The sequence below is a fragment of the Brenneria goodwinii genome, from assembly GCF_002291445.1.
In the GTDB taxonomy this organism is placed as follows: Bacteria; Pseudomonadota; Gammaproteobacteria; order Enterobacterales; family Enterobacteriaceae; genus Brenneria; species Brenneria goodwinii.
In genome coordinates this window covers 324,477-348,951 of the sequence record NZ_CP014137.1, presented here as the reverse complement: position 1 = coordinate 348,951, position 24,475 = coordinate 324,477, and the positions used below count along the sequence as shown (strand labels likewise).

Here is a 24,475-nt window from a genome sequence, read left to right as displayed (position 1 = left end):
TTGCCTACTCCTGAGGCACAACCTTGCCGACATAAGGCAAGTGCCGATAGTGCTGTGCGTAGTCAATGCCATAGCCGACCACAAATTCATCAGCGATCGCGAACCCAACCCATTCGACTTTCACATCCACTTCCCGACGTTCCGGCTTATCCAGCAGAGTACAAATCGCCAGCGATTTCGGCGAACGCAATTGTAGAATTTCCCGCACCTTGCTCAGCGTATTACCTGAATCGATAATATCTTCGACAATCAGGACATCTTTACCACGGATATCCTCATCCAGATCTTTAAGGATCTTCACATCACGGGTAGTACTCATACCGCTGCCGTAGCTGGAGGCCGTCATAAAGTCGACTTCGTGTGAAACATCGATCGCCCGGCACAAATCGGCCATAAAAATAAACGACCCACGCAATAAGCCAACCAACACCATATCGCTGCCGCTGTCACGATAGTGTTCACTAATTTCCCGGCCTAATTCGGTAACGCGCGCCATAACTTCCTGTTCAGAAATCATGACTTCTACGGTATGTTTCATCATACTCATAACTCTTTGAATAAAGGTATTCTGCATCATCAAGAAGGGCTCGGCCCCGGATTATTGATGATGCGCCAGTGCAGACAGATAGCGCCTAAGGGCGCGAAGTATACCAGAAAGCGCCGGCCAGCCCCATCCCCAGCGACAGGAACCATAATGAACAAGCCAGAGACAGACATTGATTATAAAGTGAATGCGCCTATTTCCAGTCAACAGTTCATTGAATTACTGACCAAAACATCATTAGGCTCCCGTCGTCCGCTGTCCGATAGCGTCGCCATCAATGGCATGCTGGAAAACGCCAGCCTGCTGATTTCGGCCTGGCAAGGCGACACGCTGGTAGCCGTTGCCCGTAGCGTTACCGATTTCCATTTCTGCTGTTACCTGTCCGACCTGGCCGTGTCAGAAGAGATGCAACACCGAGGGATAGGAAAAAAACTGATTCAGCTCACGGCGCAGCAATTATCCTCACAGTGCAAAATCATTCTGCTGGCCGCGCCGCAGGCCGTGGATTATTACCCTAAGCTGGGCTTTACAAAACACGACAGCGCCTGGGTCATCCCGGTTAAAGCACTGCTGTAAACGATACGCCCCTACAGCCAGGATAGGCATTACGCCGTTCGCATAGCGGTTTCGCCAAAGCCGGGATGCGTAATTCCCACAATTGTTAATGAATGTATAAGATTGCGTTATCACAAAATAAATCTGCGTAAAGCACATTGCGGCGTCGCCCGATTGAGTTTCTTATAGCCGGAGAGAATCTCAATCAATGAGGGTTGTATGAAAAAGCTGATCAAACTATCCGGTATCGCCACGCTACTGCTGGCGCTTTCCGCCGCTGGCGTCACGGCCTGGGCTGCGCCTGAAGCGGCTAAACCTGATGCCGCCAAGCCAGAAATCGTTAAACAGAAGCAGCCGCCCATGCCAATGGCGCAGTTCCCTCATGCCGGGCCGGGTTTCCCACCGCCTGCTCCGCTGTATGAGGCCTCTCTTCAGACGCGGAATCCCGAAGAAGCATTAAATAGATTGGTCGCCAATACACCGAAGGGCGCGGCGGATAAAAATTACGAAGTCAGAGTTATGGTAAGAGAACTGCCCCCCGATCCCTTTGCGCCATCGGAGCAGGCAACCAATAAATAATCTTCACCCGCAGGCAGTAAATTCAGAGTTGCATCCGATGAGATAAGATCGGTATGGAGTACGGTATGAAAAGATCGCTGACGATTCTTGTAGCACTTAGTCTGCTGCTACCGGTGAGTGCGATTGCACACCCCGGTCCCGGTGGTCCTGGCGGTCCTGGTCACGGAGGTTGGGGCTGGGGGCCAAGGCCGGGAATGTCGTTCGACAGACTCCCTTATGGGGTGGAAACCGTGTTAATCGCCGGGCTGACCTACTACGTCGTAAACGGCATTTTCTACCAACGCCAGAATGACCAGTACGTTGTCGTTGATACGCCCCCCAACGCCGCCACCGCGACGACCCAGGGCGGAATGACCGTACTGGACATGAACGGCGAGCGTTTCTATGTCAAAAACGGTTTCTATTACAAACGCAATATCAACGGCGAATACATTGAGGTTCCCAAACCCGCCGGACTATGACAATACAATAAAGATAAGCACGTGGCTATGAGCCGGGAAACAGGATGGGTTGTTCGTTTTTTATACTCAACCTGACCCGTTGTCCCGGCTCGAACCAGATGCTGCTTTGCACCTGTATCATCTGTTCATCCAGCCTGATGCGGTAGTGGTTCAACGTCCCCATGAAGACGCGATCCTCAATCTCCGCGACACCGTCAGGATCCAGCGCCAATGCGATATCATGCGGCCGAACCAGCCAGTCACAGGAAGAACCGATAGGTTGTCCATGAACATGGGTGGCGGTGTGATCGCCAAAAATACTATGCCACTGATGATCGCTCAGAATGGTGACCGACAGATAGTTGCTGCTGCCCAGGTAATCCGCGATAAAACGACTGTTAGGCCGCTGATACAGCGTTGCCGGATAGCCCTCCTGTACAATACCGCCGTTGTCCATCACGGCCAGCCTATCGGCAAAGGCGAACGCCTCGTCCCTGTCGTGCGTCACGAATATCGTCACGACCTGCAGCTGTTTGAGTATCAGGCGCAATTCGGTAATCAGATGATAACGGACCTGATTATCAATATTGGAAAACGGCTCGTCCAACAACAGGATCTTCGGCTTACGGGCTAATGCCCTGGCAATGGCCACCCGCTGCTGCTGTTCGCCAGACAGCTCGTGCGGGTAACGCGCATCCAGTCCTTCCAGCTTAACCAACGCCATCATCTCGGAAACCACCGTTGCAATGGCGTCTTGCGGCCGGTCATACAGCCCAAACGCGATATTTTGCGCCACCGTTAAGTGAGGAAATAACGCGTCGTCCTGAAAGATCATGCCCACCTGACGCAACTCGGGCGGCACCTGAATCTGCCCGTTGCCGATGATCTCCCCCGACACCGCTATCGTTCCCTCGGCGATGGGGATCAGTCCGGCCACGGCGTTTAACAATGTGGTTTTGCCGCAGCCGCTGGCGCCCAACAGACAGACGATCTCCCGCTCCCGCGCTGACAGGGAAAAATTACTCAACACATTATTTTGCTGGTAACGACAGGTAACGTGCTCAATGGTCAATATATCGGGCGGGTTGATCATTTTTTATTTTCCAATACGGCATTCAGATAAATCACAGGGAACAGCCCGACCAACACCAGAACCATTGCGGGTAGCGCAGCCTGCTCCAACCGTTCATCAGAGGTGAAAGTAAAGACATAGGTGGCCAAGGTTTCGAAATTAAACGGCTTCAGCAACAGGGACGCGTTCAGTTCTTGCATACTTTCGCTAAAGACCAGCAACGAGCCCATCAGTACGCCCCGCCGCAACAAAGGCCAATGCACGCGCGTCAACATCCGTCCGGGCGAGCTTCGCAACATCCGGCACACCATATCCAGTGAGGGAGAAATTTTCGCCATACTGCTATCAATACTGCCGATCATCATGGCGCTGAACCGAACGCTGTAGGCCAACACCAGCGCAATTATCGAACCTGATAACAACAGGCCGGGTAAAGGCAGCGACAACATTCGCGCCGCAATATTCACGCCGTGATCGAAGGCGGCCAGCGGAATCAATAACCCAATCGCCAGCACCGTACCGGGTACGGCGTATCCCAGGCCGGCAAGACGCAACATCGTCTTCGCTGAACGTTCATTGCTCAGGCGGGAATAAAACACCAGCAATAGGGAGACCAGCAGCGTTACACCGGCGGCCGGAACGGAAACCAGTACGCTATTCCATGCATAATGTAAAAAAGAGGCGCTCCAGGAAAAATAGCGCCAGCTCCAGTTAAGCAGCATCATACAAGGGATGCCCGCCGCCAACAGAATCAGCCCCCAGCAATACCCCTGCGCCACAATCTTGTATATTCCGGACAAGGCCGGTACGCCGTCCCGCTCCTGCCCCATGGTTTTCTGATAAATTTGCTGACGGCGCCGACTGTAAAACTCGGCCGTCACGATAAAAGAGATCAACAGCAGTATTAACGCGGAAATCCGCGCGGCGGCGCCAAGATCGCCATATCCCAGCCAGGCGTCATAAACGGCGGTCGTTAACGTAGGCTGAGCGAAATAAGAGACGGTGCCGAAATCCCCCAGCGCTTCCATCGCCACCAGTGATGCGCCAACGGCGATCGCCGGCCTGGCCAGAGGGAAGGAAATGCGCCAGAAAGCGCTGTTGGGTGAATGGTTCAGCAGGCGGGCGGATTGCAATAGCGTTGCCGATTGTTCCAGCAACGCCTTACGAGCCAGCAGATAAACATACGGGTAGAGCGCCAGCGCCAGAACCATGCAGGCGCCGCCAAGCGAGCGAATGGAGGGAAACCAGTAATCACCGGCGCTATGCAGGGAAAATATCTGACGCCACCCCCTCTGCACCGGCCCGTCATAGTCCAATAAATCCGTATAAACATACGCGATCAGATAAGGCGGCACTGCCAGCGGCAGGCACAGCATCCAGCGCAACAGCCGCTGCCCGGGAAAACGATACATCGTCATCAGCCAGGCGGCGGGCAAGCCAAACGCCAGACTCAGCGACACGGTTGCTATCACCAACCCCAGCGAGTTGAGAATGTAAGTGGGCAACACGGTTTGCCAGAGATGGATGAAACCATCGCCACGGGCGAAAAACGTCTGGAAAAAGATAGTGGCTATCGGCAACAGCAACAATCCTGTGCATAGCCAACTCCCAGCGCGCCAGCGCCGGATACCCGAACCACGATAACTCGCCACGTTTATGTTACACCATCCGTAAAAAATGCCCGGAACAAGTAAGCAATGCGATGTATTCCGGGCAGGGATATATTCTGCTATCTGAATATCAGAGGATTATCTACAGATCAAACTTAACTTCATCAATCAAGCGCCATGCCTGCTGATACCCGCGCCCGTGGGAATCACGTTATTGCGGTGGAATATTCTCTTGCTGCGGTTGAGACAGATCCGCGCCGACCGTTTCCAATTGACTCAAAATAATTAAAACGCTTACAAACAAGAAAATTTAGTCAGGTAATCTACAATTGTGGTAACGTCTTCTGACAAAAATCGAAACGAGTTTAACCATGAAAAACTCAGCGCTGGTGCTGCTCCTGCTTAGTCTGATGAGCTTCTCCTCCGCCAGTAAGGCACTGAATGAATTTGAAGCAGAAGATCTCGCCGATTTAACTGCCGTTTTCGTTTATCTGAAAAATAACTGCGGTTATCAGGACTTACCCAATGATCAAATTCGCCGGGCGCTGTTGACGTTCGCCCAACAAAACAGTTGGGATCTCAGCAATTACGGTGCGTTTAACATGACCGCATTAGGCGAGGACAGCTACCGGGATCTAAGTAAAATTGCTATCCCGACGCCAAAAAAATGTCAGTCTCTGGCCCGTAATTCACTCGGTTTGCTCGCCTACACGAAATAATTTCCTCCTTCCCCGGCACTGACTGAAATTTGACCGTGCAAGCGCGGTAAGAGTTAGCTATCATGACGCGCCAATTTTCATGACTGCTATCGCGGAGGAAGCCCGAACATGGCCCAGAAAGAAATTTGGTATGAAACCCTGCATGCCAACTTTGGTCAGTACTTTTCCATCGACCAGGTGCTATACCACGAAAAGACTGACCACCAGGATCTGATCATTTTTGAAAATGCGGCGCTTGGCCGTGTCATGGCATTGGACGGCGTGGTGCAAACCACCGAGCGTGACGAATTTATCTATCACGAAATGCTGACCCATATTCCCCTGTTGTCCCACGGCCAGGCCAAACGCGTGCTGATTATCGGCGGCGGCGACGGCGGCATACTGCGTGAAGTCAGCCGTCACGCCGGCGTCGAACAAATCACGATGGTGGAAATCGACGCGGGCGTGGTGGAATTCTGCCGTCAGTATTTACCCAATCATAATGCCGGCGCTTACGACGATCCGCGTTTTCGTCTGGTGATCGACGATGGCGTGAATTTCGTTAATCAATGTACTGAGAAATTCGACGTCATTATTTCTGACAGTACCGATCCCATCGGTCCGGGAGAAAGTCTGTTCACGTCCGACTTTTATCAGGGATGCGCCCGTTGTCTGAATGAAGGCGGCATTTTCGTTGCGCAGAACGGCGTCTGCTTCCTGCAACAGGACGAAGCCGTTAACAGCCACAACAAACTGAGCAACTATTTTAGCGACGTCACGTTTTATCAGGCGGCGATCCCGACCTACTACGGCGGCATCATGACGTTCGCCTGGGCCAGTAACCATCCGTCATTACGCCAGATAAGCGCAGAGACGCTGCAACAACGCGTTAATGCGTCCGGTATTGAATGCCGCTACTACAATCCGGCCGTCCATATTGGTAGTTTCGCACTGCCGCAATATTTACTGAATGCGTTATCGGCTTCACGCTGATTACCGCATCCATAAGGGGGTGACTTAAATTGCACAAGCTGAAACTACACGGCTTTAATAATCTGACTAAAAGCCTGAGTTTTTGTATCTACGATATCTGTTACACCAGAACTGCCGATGACCGTAACGGTTACATCGCCTACATTGATGAACAGTATAACGCCAACCGCTTGACCGAAATCTTGAGCGAAACCTGCTCGATTATCGGCGCCAATATTCTCAATATCGCCCGTCAGGATTACGAGCCACAGGGCGCCAGCGTGACCATACTGGTCAGCGAAGAGCCGATCGATCCGCGCGATGTCGATAACTCGGAGCTTCCGGGGCCACTGCCTAACTCCGTGGTCGCCCATCTGGACAAAAGCCACATTTGCGTACACACCTACCCGGAGAGCCATCCTGAAGTCGGACTGTGCACTTTCCGCGCCGATATTGAAGTGTCGACCTGCGGCGTTATCTCTCCGCTGAAAGCGCTGAATTATCTCATCCACCAGTTGGAATCGGACATCGTCACCATTGATTATCGTGTGCGCGGCTTTACCCGTGATGTTAACGGCGTAAAACATTTTATCGACCATCAGATCAATTCGATTCAGAATTTTATGTCGGAAGACATGAAATCGTTGTATCACCTGATGGATGTGAACGTTTATCAGGAAAACATGTTTCACACCAAGATGTTGCTGAAGGATTTCGATCTCAAGCACTACCTGTTTAACGTCGATCCCGCCACATTGAGCGCGGAAGAGCGTAAACGAATCACCGATTTGCTGTATCACGAAATGCAGGAAATTTATTACGGCAGAAATCTGCCGGTCGTGTAATCGACGGATGAAGGGAGCCTGGCTCCCTTTTTCTTATCCGCTCCCCCGAAAAGAACAAAATTCAGCCAACAATGACGCGGCTTATTCCCTGCGCCGAAAGAAAATTTTTTGCTTGATTCCTGTTTTTCCCTTGTGCCGTCTGGCTTAGATCCCGGCTTGATACATTTCAGTGAATTTCCTATATATTGTATGGTTGAAATTTAAAACATCTACATCTAGTATCTAAGACGTAGCCACCAGACATGCAACGGCTGCTCCGTGGATCGGTCAGAGGCAAAGCCCAACAACATAACCGCTCCGATATACTTCTTTCAAGCCAAAGGGTAAATACGAATCATGCGTATTACTATTTTCACCAAACCAGATTGTGTTCAATGCAATGCGACATGCCGTGCACTGGATAAGCAGGGAATTGCCTACCAACTGGTGGACCTAACAGAAGATGAGCAGGCATTGCGGCAGGTAAGAGCGCTGGGCTATCAACAGGTGCCGGTAGTCATGACCGCTAACGATCACTGGAGCGGCTTCCGCCCGGACAAAATCAGCACCCTGAACCAATTACAAGCGTCTTAGGGGGCAAGATGAACCCGCTGGTCTACTTTTCCAGCCAGTCGGAAAATACCCATCGCTTCATCACCAGGGTCGGTTTACCAGCCCTGCGTATTCCGATAGCGGCTGACCAACCCGTATTGAAAATGGATCAACCTTATATTCTGGTGGTTCCCAGCTATGGCGGGGGCAGCGCCAAAGGCGCCGTACCCATACAGGTGATTCGTTTTCTTAACGATCGGCATAACCGCGAGCGGCTGCGGGGAGTGATTGCCGCAGGCAATATGAACTTTGGGACGGCGTACTGCATCGCCGGCGATATCATCGCGCAGAAGTGCCAGGTACCCTTTCTGTATCGCTTCGAGCTACTGGGTACGGCAGAAGACGTTGAAAACGTGCGTAAGGGAGTAACTGAATTTTGGCAACGACAGAATCCGTGATCACCAAACCAGCCAACACGGAGCTGGATTACCATGCGCTGAACGCCATGCTGAACCTCTACGACGCCGAGGGGCGCATCCAGTTCGAACAGGATAAGCTGGCGGCGCGGCGCTATTTCTTGCAGCACGTCAATCAAAATACGGTGTTCTTCCATAACCTGGAAGAGAAGCTGCGTTATCTGGTCGAAGAGGGCTACTACGAAGCCGACGTGCTGGATCAGTACGCCTTCAGCTTTATCAAGAGCCTTTTCCAGCAGGCCTACAGCCACAAATTCCGCTTTCAAACTTTTCTTGGCGCCTTCAAGTATTACACCGGCTATACGCTCAAAACCTTTGACGGCAAACGCTATTTGGAACGCTACGAAGATCGCGTCTGCATGGTGGCGCTCACGCTGGCCGCCGGAAATACCGAGCTCGCCAGCGCGCTGGTCGAAGAGATCATCAGCGGACGTTTTCAACCCGCCACCCCCACGTTCCTCAACTGCGGGAAAAAACAGCGCGGCGAGCTGGTGTCCTGCTTCCTGCTGCGTATTGAAGACAATATGGAGTCTATCGGCCGCGCCATCAACTCCGCGCTGCAGCTTTCCAAACGCGGCGGCGGCGTCGCGTTTATGCTCACCAATATCCGGGAAACCGGCGCGCCGATAAAAAGAATCGAGAATCAGTCATCCGGCATCATACCGGTAATGAAAATGCTGGAAGATGCGTTTTCCTACGCCAACCAGCTAGGAGCGCGCCAGGGGGCGGGCGCCGTTTATCTCAACGCGCACCATCCCGATATTCTGCGCTTCCTGGATACCAAACGGGAAAATGCCGATGAAAAAATCCGCATTAAAACCCTGTCGCTCGGCGTGGTCATCCCGGATATCACCTTCCAACTGGCAAAAAACAATCAGGTGATGTATCTGTTCTCGCCTTATGACGTCGAGCAGGTCTACGGCGTGCCGCTGTCGGAAATCAGCGTCACGGAAAAATATCAGGAGATGGTCGACGACAAGCGCATCCGCAAGTCGCAGATCAAAGCGCGGGAGTTCTTTCAAATCCTGGCTGAAATCCAGTTTGAGTCCGGTTATCCCTATATGATGTTTGAAGATACGGTCAACCGCGCCAATCCGATTCAGGGCCGCATCAACATGAGCAACCTGTGCTCTGAAATCCTGCAGGTTAACGATGCCAGTCAATACGATGAGGATTTAGGCTATCGCTATACCGGTAAAGACATTTCCTGCAACCTGGGTTCGCTGAACATTGCCAAGGCGATGGAATCGCCGGATTTCGGCCTCACCGTCGAGATGGCGATTCGGGCGCTGACCGCCGTCTCCGATATGAGCCACATCCACTCCGTGCCGTCGATTGAAAAAGGCAATGATGAATCCCACGCCATCGGCCTCGGACAAATGAATCTGCACGGCTATTTGGCCCGCGAGAGAATTTTTTACGGTTCCGAGGAAGCGATCGACTTTACCAACATCTACTTCTACGCCGTCGCCTACCATGCGCTGCGGGCGTCCAACCAGTTGGCGATAGAGCGCGGTCAGTGCTTCAAAGGATTCGAAAACTCGAAATATGCCTCCGGCGAATATTTCGACAAATACATTGAGCTGCGCTGGGAGCCGGCTACGGAACGAGCGCGCGAACTGTTCGAGCGGGCGGGAATCACCATTCCCAACCAGCAGGACTGGGCCGCGCTGCGCGACGCCGTGATGACGCATGGTATTTATAATCAGAATTTGCAGGCGGTGCCGCCGACCGGTTCGATCTCTTATATCAATCACTCCACGTCGAGCATCCACCCGATCGTGTCGCGGATTGAAATCCGTAAAGAGGGCAAAATCGGCCGCGTCTACTACCCGGCCCCCTACATGACCAACGACAACCTGGAATACTATCAGGACGCCTACGAGATCGGGCCGCAAAAGATTATCGATACCTACGCGGCGGCCACCCAGCATGTCGATCAGGGGCTGTCGCTGACGCTATTTTTCCGTGATACCGCCACCACGCGTGATATCAACAAAGCACAGATTTATGCCTGGAAAAAAGGCATAAAGACCATTTACTACATTCGTATACGGCAGATGGCATTGGAAGGCACCGAAGTTCAGGGCTGCGTGTCCTGTGCGTTATAAGCCATCGCTGAAGGAAATCTGATTATGACATCGCTGACACGCGTACAGGCCATCAACTGGAACAAAATTGAAGACGACAAGGATCTGGAGGTTTGGAACCGGCTGACGTCGAACTTCTGGCTACCGGAAAAAGTCCCGCTATCCAACGATATTCCCTCCTGGGGAACATTGAACGCGCAGGAGCGGCAGTTAACCATCCGGGTATTTACCGGTCTGACGCTGCTGGACACCATTCAGAATACGCTGGGCGCGCCCACGCTGATGCCCGACGCGGTAACGCCTCACGAAGAAGCGGTGTTATCCAACATCAGTTTTATGGAAGCGGTGCATGCCCGCTCGTACAGTTCCATCTTTTCCACGCTGTGCCTGACCAGCGAGGTGGATGACGCTTACCGCTGGAGTGAGGAAAATACAGCATTGCAGAAAAAGGCGTCCATTATCCTCAGTCACTACCGCAGCGACGATCCGCTGATGAAAAAGGTCGCCAGCGTGTTTCTGGAATCCTTTTTGTTCTATTCGGGCTTTTACCTCCCCATGTACTGGTCAAGCCGGGCCAAGCTGACCAACACCGCCGATTTGATACGGCTGATTATTCGCGACGAAGCCGTACACGGTTACTATATCGGCTATAAATTTCAGCAAGGTCTGGCGAAGGCGGACGCCGCCCGCCAGCAGCAGGTGAAAAACTTCGCCTACGAATTGCTGCAAGATTTATATGACAATGAAGTGCTGTATACCCAGGAGCTATACGACGGCGTCGGCTGGACGGAAGATGTGAAGAAATTTCTGCACTATAACGCCAACAAAGCGCTGATGAATCTGGGTTACGAGGCGTTATTCCCCGCTGGCATGACGGACGTCAATCCGGCGATCCTGTCGGCCCTTTCGCCAAACGCCGACGAGAACCATGACTTCTTCTCCGGTTCCGGTTCGTCGTACGTTATTGGCAAAGCGGTAAACACCGAAGATGAGGATTGGGATTTTTAACCTGACCATCGGGTAAGGGTTCAAATACGCCCAGAACCGCAGCAAAGCACTGATGTCGGTAAACGATGATCGGCAGCTGATTCAGCCCCCTGCTCGCTTTCAAGAAATCAATCAACGAAAGCGAGAGGCAGCTCAATCAGCAATGGCGCAGGCAAGCTATTTTAGCCGCGCATTCGCTCGGTAATTTGTTGATAGTTTGATACGACGTAAGGCGCGCCCAAGGCATTTATCATGGATTCAGGTAGATGTGGAATGGTTTCTTTCTGTCCGACAATTAAATTATCGCCATTACCGGGCCAAAAAAAGGCCGTGTGGGTGGTTTCCAGTATTTGATACAGGCTTTGCCAGAAAGGAGCGTGGTGAGGGGGGCGATTGACGCCAAACCCATTGGTCATCGGTTCCTTGCCGTTCGACACCAGCTTAATCGTAATATCCAGGGTGTCGACGTCGCTAACGGTGGCCGTTGAGCCATCAGGCCAGGCTATTTGTTTTCCGGCGTCAGGATTGGGATATTCCAATAACAACGTACATTTATTGTCGGCAACCTCCCGCAGAGTAATGGCATGATGAAAAGCGGACTCCACCACGGCTAAAGGAATGAAGCCTTCATCACCCTGTGCAACCGCCGCCAGAAAAACATCCATACTCACAATGATTATCCTCAACAAGCACAGTTAATTTCACTTTATCGTCGGCCTTCAGGCCCCCACACAATCAGGCTTATCCTTTACCTGCAGCCGCCTGGACCGACTCGCGATTTGAAAGTCATCCGGCGGCTGTTAAGCCATCGATGGTCACAAAAGTATCCGTCAGACAACGCGGACTATACCAGCGTTGCTGGCGGGCGGTTTAATTCAGCGGCGCTCCAGGCGAAATAATTATTTTCCTGAAGCGTGGCAAGGCCATAAAGCCTTTCAAGGATCATCGACGCGCCCATCGCGCCCTCGTGATGGAAAAGGTAAACAGCCAGCATATAATCATGAATAAATTCGTCGAGAGAGGAAAAATTTTCCTCTAGCCGTTGCGCCAGAATATTTTTTAATGCGTCCCACTCATCCAGCGTAAGCATGCCGAGGGTGACGCCCGATCTCATTAATAATGCCGCACGCTGAAGATTGAAGGCCGAATCAACATTAGCCATATCGCTTACCGGCGTGATATCAGCACCGGTTTTACCAGCCAGACGATATAAATGCGCAAGCTGCTTCTGGTAATTTGCATGGTGCGTTTTCCCGTAGTTATCCTCATCCAGCAGGGAATAAATAAAACACTTCAACTGTTCATCAGTTTCAATATCATAGCTACCCGATAATGCGTTTTTAATCAGGTCAACCGCGGTGGGATTGTCCAGGTCGCACTCTTCTATACTATTAACGAAATTTGGATGGTTTTTGTTTTTACCGTTCCCTGTGGCGGTAATGGAATATAGCCCGCTAATTTTTACCAACAAAGCATCTTTTTCATCCCTGCATGGATATTTGGGATTTTTGTTAATACCCTGAATGATTTTATTGTTCTCTTTTTTTGTTGTAATGATAAAAAGCGCTTTTGTCCCTATCTTTAAGACGGGTATCGCCAGAATAGAAAGAAATATATAAAAGAACAGTGTGTATACCCCGGATATATCTTGGTGAAGGTATTTTTTAGACAATGTGCACAGCAAATCGATTACTATCAGAAATACTGATACCACCAAAACCCCTCGCATTAAATAGAAAGTATCTTTATAAAAAAACTTAAGCATCCCCGACCTCAATCATTTAAACAACTCTCGGCAACCCGATAGTAAACAATGGACTACCGGTAAGTTTACATAAATAACTGATTCGGATAAAAGACTATTTCCAACTCCGCGCCATCGAATTCAGCGAAACGCGCATCTTGCTGATCGGTCCCCGAGAACGCGTCGCAGCCATACCAATAGAGCGCTGGAAACCAACCCTCTTAGGGCGATCTACACATGGTCTTTGCGCTACCCCGACACGCCGCAGCAAACGTAAAGACGAAAAAAAACCGTATGCCTTTGACAGCGATACGGTTTTCATTCATCCAGAGATGTATAGGAACATCCCGGAATAGATAAGTGGCGGAACGGACGGGACTCGAACCCGCGACCCCCTGCGTGACAGGCAGGTATTCTAACCAACTGAACTACCGCTCCACTCGGTGCTCATTGAGCGGGGTGAATACTAAGATGATGGTACTATTACGTCAATGGTTTTTATAACTAAGCGATTCTGTTTGCTCATAATTTCATCTGAGAGACGGTTTCATCATCACCGTCGTACTATTCATTACGCCAAAGGCAGCTACCGCCTTTCTTCGCGATCAAATCCAGACGCTTTTCATGCATCAGCAATTCTTCTTCATCGGCGTATAACACTTTTAACGCCGAAACCGGGCGCGCAATGCGCTGAATACTTTCGCTCTCATTTTCCTGCTGCCGAACTTCACCTTCCATCGAGAATGCCAGCGATGTCTGGCCCCCCGTCATCGCCAGATAAACTTCCGCCAGGATTTCGGCATCGAGCAATGCGCCGTGCAGCGTTCGCTTACTGTTGTCTATCTGATAGCGATCGCATAACGCATCCAAATTATTCCGTTTGCCCGGAAAAATTTTTCGCGCCATCAGCAAGCTATCGGTTATCTTGCAGAAGGTTTCCGTCTTGGGAATATTCCGGTTTAACATCCGGAATTCATAATCCATAAAGCCGATATCAAACATTGCGTTATGGATGACTAATTCAGCCCCGCGGATAAAGTCGAGGAAATCGTCAGCAATCTCCGCGTAGGTCGGCTTATCCGCCAAAAATTCATCGCTGATGCCGTGCACATGATAGGCCTCAGGATCAACCAAACGATCGGGCTTGATGTACACATGATAGTGTCGCCCGGTCAGACGACGGTTAATCACCTCAACAGCGCCAATCTCAATAATTTTGTGCCCTTCGTAGTGAACCCCCAGCTTGTTCATACCGGTGGTTTCCGTATCCAGGACGATTTGTCGCGTAATTTCAGTGCTCATCGTTTTCGTTTATGTCAGACTTGCCATTTTCACCATAAGGAAGAGTCTACCAGAGATGCTTAAACAGGTAGAGATTTTCACCGACGGATCTTGTCTCGGTAATCCGGGCCCCGGAGGTTATGGCGCTCTGCTGCGCTATAAACAGCATGAAAAAACCCTGAGTGCGGGCTATCGGTTGACCACCAATAACCGTATGGAATTGATGGCCGCCATTGCCGCGCTTGAAAGTTTAACTTCACCCTGCGAAGTGGTTTTAAGCACCGACAGTCAATATGTTCGCCAGGGGATCACCAGTTGGATCCACAACTGGAAAAAGCGTGGCTGGAAAACGGCAGACAAAAAACCGGTAAAAAATGTCGATCTTTGGCAGCGGCTGGATCAGGCGATCCAGCGCCATACTCTGCGCTGGGAATGGGTGAAAGGTCACGCAGGTCATCCTGAGAATGAACGCTGTGACGAACTTGCCCGCAGCGCCGCCAACGCCCCTACGCTTGATGATATCGGTTACAACCCAGAGAATTAATCGCGATTACGAAAAATCTTCGTCACGCCCACCGTGCGGCCCAAAGGCACTTTACAAAGCCGGGTACGCATCGGCGTGAAGCTCAGGGGAATAGTCCGCTTGCGCGCAACAATCAGCGACAGGCAACCGAATATAGGGAAATGTTTATTCAGTTTTCCCTTGTTTTTACGCCACGGAGTAACTTGAAGACTGGCGTGATGCACCACTTCATAATTCAGCAGACTGAGCCAGTCTATGATTCGCATTTGGGTAAACATTCGGCTGCTGTATGGCTGCCGTTTGTTTAACCCAGGAATTAATTTTGCGATCCCCAACAAACTGACCGGATTAAAAGTGCTCAATATCAGCCAGCCATCATCAATCAGCACACGATCCACTTCCCGTAGAATACGATGCGGATCGGCGGAATAGGACAGCGTTTGCGCTAACAGGCAAGCGTCTACCGATTTCTCAGAAAAGGGTAAATAATGCGGATCGGCGATGACCTGTACACTATCGCCATCCGGTGCGACATTGACCTGATGGGATATGGTGCAATCTTTTATGTTTATCGCCGCACTCAATGGCCCTATTTTCAATAAATGAAAACCGAATAACTTCGGCCACCAGGGGAGCAATGCCTGTTCAAGCGATTCTCGGTAATACCCGCCCCAGGAAATATCGTCCCACGAGGCGGGAACCAAGACAGTTTGAGGTGTTTGTGCTGGCTTCATGTTCTATTATCTTCCCCGGGCTGATAGCAAAGCGAGGTAATCCATGAATCTTATCAGTATTGCAGCACTTCAGGACAACTACATTTGGTTACTGAGTAATAAAGAAAACCATTGTGTTATCGTCGATCCGGGAGACGCGCAGCCGGTATTGGATGCGCTCAATAAGCGTCAGCTTACACCCGACGCGATTTTACTGACACATCACCATCATGACCATGTCGGAGGCGTCGCCGCTATTGTCGGGCATTATGCCAATCTGCCGGTTTTTGGTCCTCAGGAAACACAAAAAAGCGGCGCAACGAACATTGTGAAAGAGGGGAATATCCTGTCGCTGCTAAATTCGGACTTTTCTGTACTTGCCGTTCCAGGTCATACAGCAGGACATGTTGCTTATTATTCCCACCCATTCCTGTTCTGCGGGGACACGCTTTTCTCCGGTGGATGCGGACGTATTTTTGAAGGTACGCCAAGGCAAATGCATGATTCAATAGAAAAAATATCGAAACTACCCGACGATACGCTAATCTGCTGCGCCCATGAATACACGCTATCAAACTTAAAATTTTCTAATGCAATATGGCCGGAAGAGCCCACTATTAAGGCCTATCTTCATAAAATCAGTCAGATACGCGAAAAATCACAGTCTACCCTCCCCACCACGCTGGGATTGGAGCGAAAAATCAACCTTTTTCTTAGATGCCATGATATTGATTTAAAAAGAAAACTATCAGATGAACCAGAAAGCATAGAGAATTGGCAAGTTTTTGCCCAGTTACGCAGCAAGAAAGACTGCTTCTGAAGGTTTACCTTGTGCTAATCCTCTAATCAAAGTATTATTGCTCGTCTTTTAAGCAACTATTGACCCACATATGAAGGCTAGAGCGATAATACTCGCCTCAGTCTTGCTGGCCGGTTGCCAGGTACCGCCTTACGATACCTCCCAACCGAAGCAGCATGCACAGAGCCTGTCTTCGGCAAGTCAAAGTGAAGCAGTAAAGTACGCAGAGGGTCGAGAGACCTCGGCGCGATGGCTGGATGATGACAGCATCGCGCAACAGGATCTGTGGAACTTCATTGGCGACGAGCTGAAGATGGAGGTTCCGGATAACGCCCGGATCCGCGAACAAAAAATGCGTTATTTAAAAAATAAGAGCTATCTCCACGATGTAACATTACGGGCAGAGCCGTACATGTACTGGATTGTCGAGCAGATTAAGCAACGTAAGATGCCGATGGAACTGGTACTGCTACCCATAGTGGAGAGCGCTTTTGACCCACACGCCACATCATCCGCCAACGCCGCAGGGCTATGGCAGATTATCCCTGGCACGGGGCGTAATTATGGTTTGAAACAAAACCAGTGGTATGACGGACGTCGTGATGTTGTTGCATCGACAACCGCCGCCCTGGATATGATGCAACGCCTTAACAGCATGTTTGACGGTGACTGGTTATTAACTGTCGCAGCTTACAACAGCGGTGAAGGTCGCGTCATGAAGGCCATGAAAGCGAATAAAGCGAAAGGACTATCAACGGAATTCTGGGCATTGGCGTTACCACGTGAAACGTCAATCTATGTTCCAAAGATGCTGGCCTTGAGCGATATTCTCAAGAATAGTAAAAAATACGGTGTTAGCCTGCCCAAACCCAACGAAAGCCGAGCATTGGCCAGGGTTGATCTTGGGCAACAGATGCAGTTGACGCAAGCAGCAGAAATGGCTGGTCTGTCGTTGAATAAACTGAAGAGCTACAATCCAGGCTACAAACGTAATGTGACCGCACCTAATGGCCCACATTATGTCATGGTGCCGAAGGCTCACGTCGAGCAGTTGAAGGACTCACTGGCAGATAGCGATATCGCAGCCATACAGCCAGCAACACGCTTGGCGCAGTCGTCAACGCAGGAATCGCAGTATAAGGTTCGCTCTGGCGATACATTATCTACGATTGCCGCACGGCTGAACGTCAGCACGAAAGATTTGCAAAGTTGGAACAACCTGCGCAATACACATGCACTGAAAGTTGGCCAAACATTGCAGGTTGCTCAAGTGTCTAACGTTGACAGCGGCGATAAAGCAGGGTCAATCACCTATCAGGTACGCAAAGGTGATTCGCTTTCCAGTATTGCCAAACGTCATGGTGTAAACATTGCTGATGTTATGCGTTGGAATTCAGTCATCAAAAATGCCAATATCCAACCAGGCGATCGTTTGACGCTTTACATCAGTAAAAACACGCGCCCTGAATCGTAACTGCATTACATAAAAACTGCCTATATGGCTAATGCCGATCAGTTAAGGATCGGTTGAACGATCCAGTGGTTGTGTAAGAATCCGGAAATCTCATGGTTTCCGGATTTTTTTATTATGCAAATTGCTCAGGCTCTCAACCTGGTATCCTGTTACGACTCCACCCGTAACCCATTGACATCTCTAGGCGAGTTTCTTGACCCGGAATTGATTGCCCGTTGTCTGACCGAATCCGGCACGGTCACCCTGCGCAAGCGTCGTCTTCCTCTGGAAATGATGGTCTGGTGCGTTGTCGGCATGGCGCTTGAACGTAAAGAACCGCTTCATCAGATTGTCAACCGACTGGATATCATGTTGCCCGGTAATCGCCCCTTCGTTGCCCCCAGCGCCGTGATTCAGGCTCGCCAGCGGCTGGGAAGTGACGCTGTCCGGCGTGTTTTTACACAGACTGCGCAACTGTGGCACGCCTCAGTCACTCATCCGCACTGGTGTGGACTGACATTGGTGGCTGTGGATGGCGTGGTCTGGAGAACTCAGGATACGCCAGAAAATGACGCGGCGTTCCCCCGACAGCATTTTGGTGGTCAGCCCGGGGCTTATCCTCAGGTGAAAATGGTTTGCCAGATGGAGCTGACCAGTCATCTTCTTACCGCTGCCGCCTTCGGCACGATGAAAGAAAGCGAGTATACGCTGGCAGAGCAGCTTATAAGCCAGACGGGTGACAATACGCTGACGCTGTTCGATAAGGGGTATTACTCACTGGGATTACTTGATGCCTGGAGCCGCAGGGGGACAGAGCGTCACTGGATGATACCGCTGAAGAAGGGCGCTCAGTACGAGGAAATCCGGCGGTTGGGTAAAGGTGATAGTTAATTACCCTCAAGACCTCGCCTCAGTCGAGAAAAAAATGGCCGGAACTGAATAAAGCGATAACGGCCCGACTGCTGACATTGAGCCGCAAGGGGAAAACGTATTATCTGCTGACATCGATGACGGATGCGATGCGTTATCCGGGTGGGGAGATGACGGAGCTGTACAGCCATCGGTGGGAAATCGAACTGGGCTATCGTGAAATCAAGCAGACAATGCAGCAAAACAGGCTGACGCTTAGAAGTAAAAAGCCGGAGTTGGTTGAGCAGGAACTGTGGGGAGTGCTGCTGGCCTACAATCTGGTCAGGTATCAGATGATAAAAATGGCGGCGAGTCTGAAAGGTTACTGGCCAAATCAGTTGAGCTTCTCGGGATCATGTGGCCTGGTCATGCGGATGTTGATGACATTACAGGGAGCCTCGCCGGGTCGCATCCCTGAACTTATACGGGATATGGAAAGCATGGCGCAGTTGGTCAAACTGCCGGGAAGGCGGGAAAGAGCCTATCCCCGAGTGGTGAAAGAAAGGCCCTGGAAATATCCAAAGCCTCAAAGTAAAACTGCCAGTCAGTTGCTTAACTGACTGGCATTAGCCTATATGGCAGTTTTTTTATGGCTGTTCCACAGAAATTCGACCAGCAACGGATTATGATCCGATGCCTGCGTTTCCAATATGGAGGATTGGGTAACCTCTAACTGACGATAAAACACAAAATCCAGCGGACGACCAAAGACCTTACGACGGAGATCGTCATCAAATCGTACTTCCTGTAAATCCATCCTCAAGGCAAAGCGATAGAGCGCTTTAATGCGAGGCTGACTCCAAGCATTGAAATCTCCCGCCATAATCACTGGCCCACGATGATAGAGCAATTGATCGCCAATAGCTTCAAGCTGTTTACTGTAAACTTCCACGCCGAAACTGAAATTAACCGCGTGAATGTTAACTACCATCAACGGCCGTCCATCGGGCAAAGAATAAACCGTCACCAGCGCCGATTTGGACAAACGCAACAGAGGTTCTTTTTCTCGTAAGGGACAACAGTACATCGGTTGAACAGCAGACAGCGTCATCACGCCAGAGGGGTGTTGCGGCAAAATGATTGCGGGCACCTGATCGGCAGCAAGATAGTTAGAGGTGGCAAAGCTAATGAGTTCTGGTGAGCTTTGCGCTTCCTGAAGTAAAACCAACTGCGTGTTCCTGCCAAAGTTCTGCAAAACAGAAAGCCAGTTCACTCTTTGCTGTTTAAAGATATTCCACACCATAATACGTAAAACGTCTTCCTCCAGCAGCAGCGGGCCTGACGCCACCTTTTGCTCCGGATGATGCATTGTTCCGGGTGGAAAGATACGCTCAGCCGGCTGACCCGCTACGTACCTCATTGCATATGTTTTTTTTCGCACGCCACGCCTTGCTATACATTCCAGTACGTAAATACACCTTCATAAAGCAAAGGTACACTTCTGTTATAGGGATTGTATAGCAGACTTTCAATGCATAGTTAGACGACAAAGGAAAAAAGAAGATAGCACGGCAAATATAAGTTAGATGATTATTTGCAGCTTATATCGCAGAGGTTATGAAAAACAGATGCGAAAAAGCCCTGAGCGGTTAACCCAGGGCTTATGCAATAAGTGGCGGAACGGACGGGACTCGAACCCGCGACCCCCTGCGTGACAGGCAGGTATTCTAACCAACTGAACTACCGCTCCACCGATTCTGTTACGTGTATCTTCCTGATACCGCCCATCAGGGCCAGCTTTCCACTGCTCAGATCCACTTCCGGGATCCGTCGACTATCGAAGGTCAATCCGATAATCCGTGTTTGATGCCTGGCAGTTCCCTACTCTCACATGGGGAGACCCCACACTACCATCGGCGCTTCGGCGTTTCACTTCTGAGTTCGGCATGGGGTCAGGTGGGACCACCGCGCTATCGCCGCCAGGCAAATTCGTTTTATCCCAACCGTCGCAGTTTTCTCTGCAACCATCAGAACCAATCTTTGAACAAGCTGATTTTATTGTGAGTCGCTCTCAAAACACCTTCGGTGTTGTAAGGTTAAGCCTCTCGGGTCATTAGTACCGGTTAGCTCAACGCATCGCTGCGCTTACACACCCGGCCTATCTACGTCGTCGTCTTCAACGGCCCTTCAGGGGACTCAAAGTCCCAGGGAAGACTCATCTCGAGGCAAGTTTCCCGCTTAGATGCTTTCAGCGGTTATCTCTTCCGCACTTAGCTACCGGGCAATGCAATTGGCATCACAACCCGTACACCAGTGGTGCGTTCACTCCGGTCCTCTCGTACTAGGAGCAACCCCTCTCAATCTTCCAACGCCCACGGCAGATAGGGACCGAACTGTCTCACGACGTTCTAAACCCAGCTCGCGTACCACTTTAAATGGCGAACAGCCATACCCTTGGGACCTACTTCAGCCCCAGGATGTGATGAGCCGACATCGAGGTGCCAAACACCGCCGTCGATATGAACTCTTGGGCGGTATCAGCCTGTTATCCCCGGAGTACCTTTTATCCGTTGAGCGATGGCCCTTCCATGCAGAACCACCGGATCACTAAGACCTGCTTTCGCACCTGCTCGAGCCGTCACTCTCGCAGTCAAGCTAGCTTATGCCTTTGCACTAACCTCCTGATGTCCGACCAGGATTAGCTAACCTTCGTGCTCCTCCGTTACTCTTTGGGAGGAGACCGCCCCAGTCAAACTACCCACCAGACACTGTCCGCAACCCCGCTCAGGGGCCCACGTTAGAACATCAAACATTAAAGGGTGGTATTTCAAGGTTGGCTCCATGCAGACTGGCGTCCACACTTCAAAGCCTCCCACCTATCCTACACATCAAGGCTCAAGGTTCAGTGTCAAGCTATAGTAAAGGTTCACGGGGTCTTTCCGTCTTGCCGCGGGTACACTGCATCTTCACAGCGAGTTCAATTTCACTGAGTCTCGGGTGGAGACAGCCTGGCCATCATTACGCCATTCGTGCAGGTCGGAACTTACCCGACAAGGAATTTCGCTACCTTAGGACCGTTATAGTTACGGCCGCCGTTTACCGGGGCTTCGATCAAGAGCTTCGCCCGAAAGCTTACCCCATCAATTAACCTTCCGGCACCGGGCAGGCGTCACACCGTATACGTCCACTTTCGTGTTTGCACAGTGCTGTGTTTTTATTAAACAGTTGCAGCCAGCTGGTATCTGCGACTGGTCTCAGCTCCATCCGCAAGGGACTTCACCAAATCCAGCGTGCCTTCTCCCGAAGTTACGGCACCATTTTGCCTAGTTCCTTCACCCGAGTTCTCTCAAGCGCCTGAGTATTCTCTACCTGACCACCTGTGTCGGTTTGGGGTACGATTGATTGTTACCTAGAGCTTAGAGGCTTTTCCTGGAAGCGTAGCATCGGTTACTTCATCACCGTAGTGACTCGTCATCACGCCTCAGTGTTAACAGTGTTCCGGATTTACCAAAAACACCCACCTGCACGCTTAAACCGGGACAACCGTCGCCCGGCTAACCTAGCTTTCTCCGTCCCCCCTTCGCAGTAACAACCAGTACGGGAATATTAACCCGTTTCCCATCGACTACGCCTTTCGGCCTCGCCTTAGGGGTCGACTCACCCTGCCCCGATTAACGTTGGACAGGAACCCTTGGTCTTCCGGCGTGCGGGTTTTTCACCCGCATTATCGTTACTTATGTCAGCATTCGCACTTCTGATACCTCCAGCAACCCTCACAGGCCACCTTCAACGGCTTACAGAACGCTCCCCTACCCAACGAACGTATCCCTAAGCCAACTCGACTTTGTAAAACGCATTGATGTCGCTTCGCGCCATCAATCGTCATTCCACATCGCCAAATTGTCTTGGGTGATACGTTCGCTGCCGCAGCTTCGGTGCATGGTTTAGCCCCGTTACATCTTCCGCGCAGGCCGACTCGACCAGTGAGCTATTACGCTTTCTTTAAATGATGGCTGCTTCTAAGCCAACATCCTGGCTGTCTGGGCCTTCCCACATCGTTTCCCACTTAACCATGACTTTGGGACCTTAGCTGGCGGTCTGGGTTGTTTCCCTCTTCACGACGGACGTTAGCACCCGCCGTGTGTCTCCCGTGATAACATTCTTCGGTATTCGCAGTTTGCATCGAGTTGGTAAGTCGGGATGACCCCCTAGTCGAAACAGTGCTCTACCCCCGAAGATGAATTCACGAGGCGCTACCTAAATAGCTTTCGGGGAGAACCAGCTATCTCCCGGTTTGATTGGCCTTTCACCCCCAGCCACAAGTCATCCGCTAATTTTTCAACATTAGTCGGTTCGGTCCTCCAGTTAGTGTTACCCAACCTTCAACCTGCCCATGGCTAGATCACCGGGTTTCGGGTCTATACCCTGCAACTTAACGCCCAGTTAAGACTCGGTTTCCCTGCGGCTCCCCTATTCGGTTAACCTTGCTACAGAATATAAGTCGCTGACCCATTATACAAAAGGTACGCAGTCACCCCACCCCAAAACACTCACTGCTTGTTTTGTGTGTTGCTCATCGCAAAAAACGCGATGACAACCGTCACCTCGACATCCGCATCGCCTTTCGGCCCGGAAGTGTTTTGGTGGTGGGGCTCCCACTGCTTGTACGTACACGGTTTCAGGTTCTATTTCACTCCCCTCGCCGGGGTTCTTTTCGCCTTTCCCTCACGGTACTGGTTCACTATCGGTCAGTCAGGAGTATTTAGCCTTGGAGGATGGTCCCCCCATCTTCAGACAGGATATCTCGTGTCCCGCCCTACTCATCGAGCTCACAACTTGTGCATCTTCGTGTACGGGACTGTCACCCTTTGTTGTGCGACTTTCCAGACGCTTCCACTGACACACAAGCTGATGCAGACTCTGGGCTCCTCCCCGTTCGCTCGCCGCTACTGGGGGAATCTCGGTTGATTTCTTTTCCTCGGGGTACTGAGATGTTTCAGTTCCCCCGGTTCGCCTCATCACACTATGTATTCATGTGATGATAGTGTGTCGAAACACACTGGGTTTCCCCATTCGGGTATCGTCGGGTATAACGGTTCATATCACCTTGCCGACGCTTTTCGCAGATTAGCACGCCCTTCATCGCCTCTGACTGCCTAGGCATCCACCGTGTACGCTTAGTCGCTTAACCTCACAACCCGAAGGTGTTTCGTAAAACACGTTCGCGCTGCGATTATTTGAGAGACTCTGATACAACCAAATCACATCTCAGTACTACACGGAGAGATATGTTTAGCCGCATCGTTTCAAATTTCAGCTTGTTCCAGATTGTTAAAGAGCATAATACTTCACAGCATACTGTTCCCAATACGCTCTGAAGTCTTTATATGGTGGAGCTATGCGGGATCGAACCGCAGACCTCCTGCGTGCAAAGCAGGCGCTCTCCCAGCTGAGCTATAGCCCCAAATCAGTTATACCTCTATCAACCCATCTCATGATGAGTCGCCCAATTCTTTTTCAGGCAAGGCGGCGTCTCACGACGTTTACATCAGATCAGTAAACGAGTGGGGCGACAACACAGCATGGGAAAGAATTGGTAGGCCTGAGTGGACTTGAACCACCGACCTCACCCTTATCAGGGGTGCGCTCTAACCACCTGAGCTACAAGCCTATTAAGGTATTTCTGCTCGTTATTTTCATCAGACAATCTGTTG

The 24,475-nt window shown here is 50.9% G+C and carries 21 protein-coding genes, 4 tRNA genes, 2 rRNA genes and 2 pseudogenes; 15 read left to right on the top strand and 14 right to left on the bottom strand.

Annotated features, from left to right (window positions below):
* Positions 1 to 4 precede the first annotated feature (4 nt).
* On the bottom strand, positions 5 to 538 hold the full coding sequence (gene hpt / locus ACN28R_RS01665; protein WP_048639827.1) for a hypoxanthine phosphoribosyltransferase: 534 nt from the start codon (positions 536 to 538) through the stop codon (positions 5 to 7).
* 156 nt (positions 539 to 694) lie between these two features.
* Here hpt and ACN28R_RS01660 point away from each other — a divergent pair, with 156 nt between their 5' ends.
* The 3 genes from ACN28R_RS01660 to ACN28R_RS01650 all read left to right on the top strand — a co-directional run bounded on the left by ACN28R_RS01660 (position 695) and on the right by ACN28R_RS01650 (position 2,139).
* Positions 695 to 1,120: a GNAT family N-acetyltransferase gene (locus ACN28R_RS01660; RefSeq protein WP_048637793.1), complete on the top strand. Its 426-nt coding sequence runs from the start codon at positions 695 to 697 to the stop codon at positions 1,118 to 1,120.
* Between the two features lie 198 nt (positions 1,121 to 1,318).
* Positions 1,319 to 1,678, top strand: a complete 360-nt coding sequence (locus ACN28R_RS01655) for a hypothetical protein (protein WP_053085526.1) — start codon at positions 1,319 to 1,321, stop codon at positions 1,676 to 1,678.
* Positions 1,679 to 1,743: 65 nt separating this feature from the next.
* The gene (locus tag ACN28R_RS01650) at positions 1,744 to 2,139 is read left to right on the top strand and encodes a DUF6515 family protein (protein WP_048637792.1); all 396 of its coding nucleotides are present in this window, start codon (positions 1,744 to 1,746) and stop codon (positions 2,137 to 2,139) included.
* Between the two features lie 25 nt (positions 2,140 to 2,164).
* Here the strand turns inward: ACN28R_RS01650 and ACN28R_RS01645 are convergent, their stop codons facing one another.
* Complete coding sequence (locus ACN28R_RS01645; protein ID WP_095833385.1) at positions 2,165 to 3,211, bottom strand: ABC transporter ATP-binding protein; 1,047 nt, start codon at positions 3,209 to 3,211, stop codon at positions 2,165 to 2,167.
* Entirely contained in the window at positions 3,208 to 4,842 is a 1,635-nt protein-coding gene (locus tag ACN28R_RS01640) for an ABC transporter permease (RefSeq protein WP_220701768.1), read from the bottom strand. The genes ACN28R_RS01645 and ACN28R_RS01640 overlap by 4 nt, the downstream gene beginning before the upstream one ends.
* Before the next feature lie 329 nt (positions 4,843 to 5,171).
* On the opposite strand from ACN28R_RS01640, the gene ACN28R_RS01635 reads away from it, so the two are divergent.
* From ACN28R_RS01635 to nrdF, 7 genes are all read left to right on the top strand, one after another.
* Complete coding sequence (locus ACN28R_RS01635; protein ID WP_048637790.1) at positions 5,172 to 5,519, top strand: YacC family pilotin-like protein; 348 nt, start codon at positions 5,172 to 5,174, stop codon at positions 5,517 to 5,519.
* 108 nt (positions 5,520 to 5,627) lie between these two features.
* Entirely contained in the window at positions 5,628 to 6,491 is an 864-nt protein-coding gene (gene speE / locus ACN28R_RS01630; RefSeq protein WP_095833384.1) for a polyamine aminopropyltransferase, read from the top strand.
* A gap of 29 nt (positions 6,492 to 6,520) precedes the next feature.
* Positions 6,521 to 7,315, top strand: a complete 795-nt coding sequence (gene speD / locus ACN28R_RS01625; RefSeq protein ID WP_095833383.1) for an adenosylmethionine decarboxylase — start codon at positions 6,521 to 6,523, stop codon at positions 7,313 to 7,315.
* A 336-nt stretch (positions 7,316 to 7,651) separates the two neighbouring features.
* Entirely contained in the window at positions 7,652 to 7,888 is a 237-nt protein-coding gene (nrdH, locus tag ACN28R_RS01620) for a glutaredoxin-like protein NrdH (RefSeq protein WP_048637787.1), read from the top strand.
* Between the two features lie 8 nt (positions 7,889 to 7,896).
* On the top strand, positions 7,897 to 8,304 hold the full coding sequence (gene nrdI / locus ACN28R_RS01615) for a class Ib ribonucleoside-diphosphate reductase assembly flavoprotein NrdI (protein WP_048637786.1): 408 nt from the start codon (positions 7,897 to 7,899) through the stop codon (positions 8,302 to 8,304).
* Positions 8,283 to 10,433, top strand: a complete 2,151-nt coding sequence (gene nrdE, locus ACN28R_RS01610) for a class 1b ribonucleoside-diphosphate reductase subunit alpha (RefSeq protein WP_095833382.1) — start codon at positions 8,283 to 8,285, stop codon at positions 10,431 to 10,433. Before nrdI ends, nrdE begins: the two co-directional genes overlap by 22 nt.
* Positions 10,434 to 10,457: 24 nt before the next feature.
* On the top strand, positions 10,458 to 11,420 hold the full coding sequence (nrdF, locus tag ACN28R_RS01605; protein WP_048637784.1) for a class 1b ribonucleoside-diphosphate reductase subunit beta: 963 nt from the start codon (positions 10,458 to 10,460) through the stop codon (positions 11,418 to 11,420).
* 161 nt (positions 11,421 to 11,581) lie between these two features.
* On the opposite strand, the gene ACN28R_RS01600 is transcribed toward nrdF, so the two are convergent.
* From ACN28R_RS01600 to dnaQ, 4 genes are all read right to left on the bottom strand, one after another.
* Entirely contained in the window at positions 11,582 to 12,064 is a 483-nt protein-coding gene (locus tag ACN28R_RS01600; protein ID WP_236840225.1) for a hypothetical protein, read from the bottom strand.
* Between the two features lie 179 nt (positions 12,065 to 12,243).
* Positions 12,244 to 13,164, bottom strand: coding sequence for a DUF1266 domain-containing protein (locus ACN28R_RS01595; RefSeq protein WP_095833381.1), 921 nt, complete (start codon positions 13,162 to 13,164; stop codon positions 12,244 to 12,246).
* Between the two features lie 340 nt (positions 13,165 to 13,504).
* Positions 13,505 to 13,581, bottom strand: a tRNA-Asp gene (locus ACN28R_RS01590).
* Between the two features lie 126 nt (positions 13,582 to 13,707).
* On the bottom strand, positions 13,708 to 14,445 hold the full coding sequence (dnaQ, locus tag ACN28R_RS01585) for a DNA polymerase III subunit epsilon (protein WP_048637781.1): 738 nt from the start codon (positions 14,443 to 14,445) through the stop codon (positions 13,708 to 13,710).
* On the opposite strand from dnaQ, the gene rnhA reads away from it, so the two are divergent.
* Both rnhA and ACN28R_RS01575 read left to right on the top strand, forming a co-directional pair.
* On the top strand, positions 14,399 to 14,968 hold the full coding sequence (gene rnhA, locus ACN28R_RS01580; RefSeq protein WP_183096798.1) for a ribonuclease HI: 570 nt from the start codon (positions 14,399 to 14,401) through the stop codon (positions 14,966 to 14,968). The genes dnaQ and rnhA overlap by 47 nt on opposite strands.
* Before the next feature lie 140 nt (positions 14,969 to 15,108).
* On the top strand, positions 15,109 to 15,255 hold the full coding sequence (locus ACN28R_RS01575) for a DUF2950 family protein (RefSeq protein WP_372490524.1): 147 nt from the start codon (positions 15,109 to 15,111) through the stop codon (positions 15,253 to 15,255).
* Positions 15,256 to 15,318: 63 nt separating this feature from the next.
* On the opposite strand, the pseudogene ACN28R_RS01570 reads toward ACN28R_RS01575, so the two are convergent.
* Positions 15,319 to 15,681 (bottom strand): annotated as a pseudogene (locus ACN28R_RS01570) (methyltransferase domain-containing protein); the annotation flags it as partial.
* 43 nt (positions 15,682 to 15,724) lie between these two features.
* Here ACN28R_RS01570 and gloB point away from each other — a divergent pair.
* The 3 genes and pseudogenes from gloB to ACN28R_RS01555 all read left to right on the top strand — a co-directional run bounded on the left by gloB (position 15,725) and on the right by ACN28R_RS01555 (position 19,381).
* Positions 15,725 to 16,480 (top strand): hydroxyacylglutathione hydrolase, encoded by a 756-nt coding sequence (gene gloB, locus ACN28R_RS01565; RefSeq protein WP_048637778.1) that lies wholly within the window; start codon positions 15,725 to 15,727, stop codon positions 16,478 to 16,480.
* Between the two features lie 70 nt (positions 16,481 to 16,550).
* Entirely contained in the window at positions 16,551 to 17,933 is a 1,383-nt protein-coding gene (mltD, locus tag ACN28R_RS01560; protein WP_095833379.1) for a murein transglycosylase D, read from the top strand.
* A gap of 114 nt (positions 17,934 to 18,047) precedes the next feature.
* Positions 18,048 to 19,381, top strand: a pseudogene (locus ACN28R_RS01555) (IS4 family transposase).
* Between the two features lie 11 nt (positions 19,382 to 19,392).
* On the opposite strand, the gene ACN28R_RS01550 reads toward ACN28R_RS01555, so the two are convergent.
* The 6 genes from ACN28R_RS01550 to ACN28R_RS01525 form a co-directional block, all read right to left on the bottom strand.
* Positions 19,393 to 20,202: an endonuclease/exonuclease/phosphatase family protein gene (locus ACN28R_RS01550; protein ID WP_048637776.1), complete on the bottom strand. Its 810-nt coding sequence runs from the start codon at positions 20,200 to 20,202 to the stop codon at positions 19,393 to 19,395.
* A gap of 232 nt (positions 20,203 to 20,434) precedes the next feature.
* A tRNA-Asp gene (locus ACN28R_RS01545) sits at positions 20,435 to 20,511 on the bottom strand.
* Between the two features lie 118 nt (positions 20,512 to 20,629).
* Positions 20,630 to 20,745 (bottom strand): 5S ribosomal RNA (gene rrf, locus ACN28R_RS01540).
* A 108-nt stretch (positions 20,746 to 20,853) separates the two neighbouring features.
* Positions 20,854 to 23,952: ribosomal RNA gene (locus ACN28R_RS01535) — 23S ribosomal RNA — on the bottom strand.
* Between the two features lie 197 nt (positions 23,953 to 24,149).
* A tRNA-Ala gene (locus tag ACN28R_RS01530) sits at positions 24,150 to 24,225 on the bottom strand.
* Between the two features lie 130 nt (positions 24,226 to 24,355).
* Positions 24,356 to 24,432: transfer RNA gene (locus ACN28R_RS01525), tRNA-Ile, on the bottom strand.
* Between the last annotated feature and the right edge of the window lie 43 nt (positions 24,433 to 24,475).